This is a genomic window from Streptomyces sp. (genome assembly GCF_050698815.1).
Taxonomy (GTDB): Bacteria; Actinomycetota; Actinomycetes; order Streptomycetales; family Streptomycetaceae; genus Streptomyces.
Genome location: NZ_JBOHCV010000336.1, coordinates 1 through 4,412, shown reverse-complemented (window position 1 = coordinate 4,412; position 4,412 = coordinate 1). Strand labels below are relative to the sequence as shown.

Annotated in this window: 2 protein-coding genes and 2 pseudogenes; all 4 read right to left on the bottom strand. The window is 69.3% G+C overall.

Features of this window, described 5'->3' with window-relative positions:
• Positions 1-1,731, bottom strand: a pseudogene (locus tag ACRDP3_RS12295) (type IV secretion protein Rhs); the annotation flags it as partial.
• Positions 1,732-1,819: 88 nt separating this feature from the next.
• Positions 1,820-3,082, bottom strand: a pseudogene (locus ACRDP3_RS12290) (putative T7SS-secreted protein); the annotation flags it as partial.
• Positions 3,082-3,735 carry a hypothetical protein gene (locus tag ACRDP3_RS12285; protein ID WP_431516937.1) on the bottom strand — a complete coding sequence of 218 codons (654 nt, stop codon included), beginning with the start codon at positions 3,733-3,735 and terminating at the stop codon, positions 3,082-3,084. The gene ACRDP3_RS12285 and the pseudogene ACRDP3_RS12290, both read right to left, overlap by 1 nt.
• Positions 3,736-3,858: 123 nt before the next feature.
• Complete coding sequence (locus ACRDP3_RS12280) at positions 3,859-4,152, bottom strand: YiaA/YiaB family inner membrane protein (protein ID WP_431516936.1); 294 nt, start codon at positions 4,150-4,152, stop codon at positions 3,859-3,861.
• Between the last annotated feature and the right edge of the window lie 260 nt (positions 4,153-4,412).

Here is a 4,412-nt window from a genome sequence, read left to right as displayed (position 1 = left end):
GGTGAGGGCGCGGCCGTTGACCAGTTCGGTTTTTATGCGGCCCAGTTTGTCGCGCTGGAGGAGGAGTTCGGCGTCCGGGCCGAGGGCCTGGGTGAGGCGGCCTGCCGGGTCGTAGGCGTAGGTGGTGGCCTGGCCGTCGGCGTCCTTGCTGGCGATCTGGCCGAGTTCGTCGCGTGCGAAGGTGACGGTCTGGCCGAGCGGGTTGGTGCGGGCGGTCAGTTGTCCGGCGGCGTCGTGGGCGTAGGTCACGACGCGGTCGTCGAAGTCGGTCTCGGATATCAGACGGCCCGCGGGGTCGTAGGCGTAGTTCCAGGTCAGGCCCTGCGGGTTGGTGACCTGGGTGAGGCGCAGCTCGGCGTCGTGCGCGAACTCGTGGCGCACCCCGTCAGGCCCCGTCTGGGCCGCCAGCAGATCGAAGTGGGTGTACTCGTAGGTGGTCACACCCCCGCCCGCGTCCACGTGGGTGGTGCAGTTGCCCTCACCGTCGTACGTCCACGACTCCCGTGCCCCGTCCGGGCCGACGCGGCACGACAGCTTCCCCTCCACCGTCCACCAGAGGCGGGTGGTGCCGCCCAGCGGATCCACGACCGCAGTCGGGCGGCCGAAGGTGTCACGCCTGTAGGTGGTAACCGCGCCGTCAGGACCGGTGATCTCCACCGGGAGGCCCGCCGCATCGCAGCGCACCCGCGTCACCGACCCCAACGCGTCCGTCACCCCCAGGAGATGACCCTGCTCGTCGTAGGCGTACCGCGTGGTGTTCCCGGCCGGGTCGGTGACCGACGTGCGGTTGCCCCGCTCGTCGTACTCCTGACCCCAGCGCGAACCATCCGCCTCCGTGATGACCGCGGGCAGACCGAGACCGTTCACCTCCGCCTCGACCGTCCGCCCATCAGGGCGGGTGACGGCCTCCAGCTCACCCGACTCCGCCCCGTAACGGTACCGGGTGGTGCGGCCCAGCGCGTCCGTACGGGAGAGCAGCCGGTTGTAGCGGTCCCACTCACTGCGCACCGTGTTGCCCAGCGGATCGGTCTCGCCCACGACTTGGAGGCGGTCGTTGAGGAGATAGCGCCGGACATGCCCGTACGGGTCCGTGACCGCCGTGACTCGATGGCCCGTTCTCTCGTCGATGCCGCTGTAGTCGAACGCGTACCGCATATAGCCGTCGTCGCCGGTCTGCGATACGCACCGGTGCTGCTCGTCGTAGACATACGTGAAGCGGCGCTCGTTGCTGTCGGTCCAGGACGTCATGCGGCCCTGGTCGTCGTAGCCGAAGCGCAGCGGCAGGCCGGAGGACTTGGTGACGGAGGTGAGGTGGCCGTCCGTATAGCCGTAGCGGACCAGTTCCTGGTCGCCGCCGTCCGGCGCGGCACCGGCGAGGTGGAGGGCCGTGACTCGGTCTTCCACGGTGGTGAGCTTCAGGTGGTAGCCGCCGGAGTGGACGATGCTGAGCGGGCTGCCGTCCGGCCCGTACTCGAAGGTGATCCGGTTCCCATTGCGGTCCGATATCTGCTCCAGCAGCGCGGTCCCGTCCGCCCCGCCGGCCGGGCCGGTGAAGTGCCACACCCGCCCCGTGCTCGTATCGGTGAGGACGTAGTCGCCCTCCACAGTCGACTCCAGCGGCCAACGCGCCCCCGTCACCGGGAGCGTCGGCAGACCGGGCGCGGGATGCGGATAGGCCAGCAGCAGGGTGTCCTCGCCGTGGAAGACCACGCCTGTGGCGTCGACCTCCAAGCGCTGGTCGAGCGTGCTGGACCAAGTCGGCCCCGAACCAACGCCCCGCCCGATAGGCGGACTCGAAGCCGCGCCGGAGGACAAGCGGCAGCGCGCCCGGCAGAGACACATCCGTCTGCGGCAGCCGGACCCGACCTGTCGCGACGTCGACCGGATCGCCGTCGCAAGTCATGCAGTCCGGCTCGCGACTCTTGTCGTGCGGCTCGTGCTCGGCCGAGTGCCGCCCCGGCGACGGCTCCGGCGCCTCGCCGTCGGGCATCTTGCGCGCCGCTCCCAGGCCCTTGCGGACCATGCCGGCGCCCTTGGCGCCGAGTATCTCGGGAGGCAGGCGGGAGAGGAACTCGGTGGGGTTCTTCTTGAACTCCTCCCACATCACCTTCCCGGTTTCCACCGGGTTGTTGAGCATCTGCACCGTGCCGGTCGCGAGGCTGTTGATCCGCATCACGTACTCGCCCGGATGTTCCACGTTGTACGGGTCGATCGGGTTGATACCGCGTGCGAAGCTCAGCAGCCCTGCCGTGCCCTTCACGAGCCCGCTGACCACGTTGGTCGAGTTCACCATCGCGCCCTGAAGTCCGGACAGCGCCTGCACGGCGTCCGAGGGCTTCTCCGGTGCCAGGTCCCGGGCCGCGTCCACCGCAGTGCGTGCCGTGGACGCCGCGTCGTTGCGCTGCCGGCGCGCGTCGTCGAGGATTCCCTGCGCCTCACGCATCCCGGCCGCGCCCGGATCCGTCTCGCCCGGCTTGTCGGGCAGGTCGTCGCCCTTGAGGCCGTAGTCGACCGCGTCGTTGTAGGTGCGCACCTTCCCCTTGTGCGCGTTGGAGGCGGACTCGGCCTTCTTGTACTTCTCCAACGCCTCCTTCGCCTGCCCCTGCGCCCAGGAGACGGTGTCGGAGAAGTCGTCCAGCGCCTTGGCGGCCTTCTCGCAGGCGTCGGCCGCCTTGTGCCACTTCTTCGGCTCGACCGCCACCTTCTCCCGGAACGCGTCGGCCAGCTTGCCCCGCAGGTGCTGCGAGTCCAGCCCCTTCAAACCGCGCGCGACCTTCTCGAACGCCTTTTGGAAGTCCCGCAGATGGCTCGCGTTGGCGCGCAGCGTGGCCACGCTGCCGTGTACCAGCTTCCGGTGGTCGTCGGTCTCCCCCAGCTGCGACTCGCCGACCGTCGCACCGAAGGTGTTGGCCGCCCCGTCTCCCTTGTCCCGGAGCCACTTCCCCGCCCCACGGGGAACCCCGACGTCATCCATCCGGTCCGCCACGAAGTCCGTAGAGGCGTCAATACCCTCGCCGACCTTCCGCGCCCCCGTCTCGAGACCGTCCTCGAGCCAGTCCGGAGTCCACTCCCCCGCACCCATCAGTGACCGCCTCCGTGCTGCTCCCGGAGCTTCTGCTGCTCGGCCCGTTCCTCAGGAGAGGGCCCGTACATCTCGTCCAGCGCCCCCTCTTGCGCCTCCTCCGGAATGCCGGCCCGGTCCTGGGCGTAGTCGGCATACGCCCCGCCCATCCCTTCAGAGCTCACAGCGCGACCGGTGTCCTTCCAGTCCTGCCCTATCTGACTCCACGCCGCTTCCCGCTCCGCATCGGTCTCCGGTGCGTCCTGCTCCCAGATGTCGCTGTAGCTCTGCTTGGCGACCTGCTCCTCGGTGGCGTGCGGATTCCCCGCCAGCGCGTTGAGGCCCACCTTCCACGTGGTCGCCAGGTCCTTGTCCTGCTCCCACACCATCCCGGCCGCCAGGTCCAGCTTCTCCGCCAGTACGTTCGCGTCCCCCACCAGCGCCCGTACGCCCCACTCCCAGCGCTCGCAGAAGTCCTCGAAGGAAGTGGCCAGTCCGCCGTCCCCGGCCTCCAGGCCCGACATCGCCATACCGCCGAAGCCGGCTCCCTGCAGCGACCCCGGCTCCGACCCGAAGCCGTCGAGCTCCCTCAGCTCGCCCATCACCGCCTTCAGTCCGTCGGTGATCGCCTTTACCGACGACTTGCCGACGTCCAGGTCCCCGAAGTCGCTCACGGCCTTCCGCCCCCTCCCCGTGTCTCCCGCGCCGTTCCCGCACGGTCACCGTGGAACCGTATCGTTGTGCGACTGGGGTGATCACAGGCAGGTCTCGGCCCCCTCGTCAGACTCGGCCCTTCGTCAGATCCGGCCCTGCTCGAACGGGTCCTGCTCGGAGAGCAGTTTGTCCACCCGGGCTCTGTCCACCTTGCTCGTCATCTCCTCCACCTCCTGCCGGTCGCGTACGCACTTGGCGAGGGTGAAGGCCGACGACACGACGAAGACGAGCCCGAGCGCGAGGAAGCTGCGCTCCCACGCTCCGACCGGCAGCTTCGCGATGCCGATGACGAGGGCGATCAGGGACAGGCCGAACGCGATGGCCGACTGCACGAAGAAGGCTGCCGTGGTGGGCCGTTGGACCGATGAAGTAGTCATATGGCCAGGCTGACGGCTACGCGGGCGGCGCACATGAGTACAGGTACTCGGTTCGGCATGGGGCGTCGGGCCCACGTGCCGGGTGTGGTGGGTGGGGCCGTGGGGCGTACCGCATCCCGAGACGGGAGCCGAGGGGTTATCCACAGACCCCCCGTACCGGCTGTGTCCCGGTTACCGTCTGGTGAGGAGACAATGCACTGACGGCAACTGACGGAGCGAAAGATCGAGGGGGCACGTCCGGGATGAGCATCGGCGGCGGG

What these genes read in the sequence shown, in the direction of transcription:
- ACRDP3_RS12280 (WP_431516936.1), bottom strand. Translation starts at nt 4,152, where the DNA reads ATGACTACTTCATCGGTCCAACGGCCCACCACGGCAGCCTTCTTCGTG.